We start from the raw sequence: 673 nt of genomic DNA, 5'->3' as shown, positions 1-673 counted from the left end.
ATGTTTTATCAAACAAGCGGACGTATATCGAAGACAAAGATTCAGAGAACGGCGAGTTACGTGTTGAAGAAGAAAATGCCTGGAAGATGGTGAGCCGCGTTCACAGCATTGTACTGGTACTGGTGATGGTGCTGGGCGGATTATATCTGTACTCTGAAATATGGTGATCAGGCAGTGCTTAAAGTCACGAAAGAAAATGGCCTGGTGAGGCTCTATACGCGTGTTGAGTGATAAAATAACAACACGCAAAAAATGCGAGTTGTTAGAGTGAAGCAGTCAGTAGAATGCTGGTGGAAGAAGACACTGGGAAACTTCAGACACTTGTGCAGGAGGACATGTTAGAAAAGGAATTCATTGGCACGGATGCCCTGGATGGTGAAGGGGTTAATTATATCGGTACGACAAGAAAGTGAGCGATTTCAGATACAGACTTCTATCGGTTTTTCCGACAAAAGTTCAGGCGAGAGAACGAGGATATACAACCTTGGATTTGGCATAACAAAAGGCCCTGGGCCAATGCTGGCCGCGATCAATCAGCGCTTCCCTTCTTGCATTTCGCTTATCCATACTTTATAATGCAATGAGTTGAGATGCGGCTTTGGCGGAATTGGCAGACGCGCAGGATTTAGGTTCCTGTATCTCTGATGTGCGGGTTCAAGTCCCGTGAGCCGCA

1 protein-coding gene and 1 tRNA gene are annotated in these 673 nt (G+C 46.1%); both read left to right on the top strand.

What is annotated here, in order from left to right; translation table 11 throughout:
* Positions 1 to 284 precede the first annotated feature (284 nt).
* Positions 285 to 413, top strand: a complete 129-nt coding sequence (locus tag ACK8P7_RS10980) for a hypothetical protein (RefSeq protein WP_410044235.1) — start codon at positions 285 to 287, stop codon at positions 411 to 413.
* 179 nt (positions 414 to 592) lie between these two features.
* Positions 593 to 673: transfer RNA gene (locus ACK8P7_RS10975), tRNA-Leu, on the top strand.

It is taken from the genome of Oribacterium sp. P9 (genome assembly GCF_046365365.1).
GTDB lineage: Bacteria > Bacillota > Clostridia > Lachnospirales > Lachnospiraceae > Oribacterium.
The sequence above is the reverse complement of the archived record's forward strand: the minus strand, read 5'-3'. Positions and strand labels throughout refer to the sequence as shown.

Bases quoted from the DNA above. Each gene is read 5' to 3' on its own strand.
- ACK8P7_RS10980 (WP_410044235.1), top strand. From the start codon at position 285: ATGCTGGTGGAAGAAGACACTGGGAAACTTCAGACACTTGTGCAGGAG.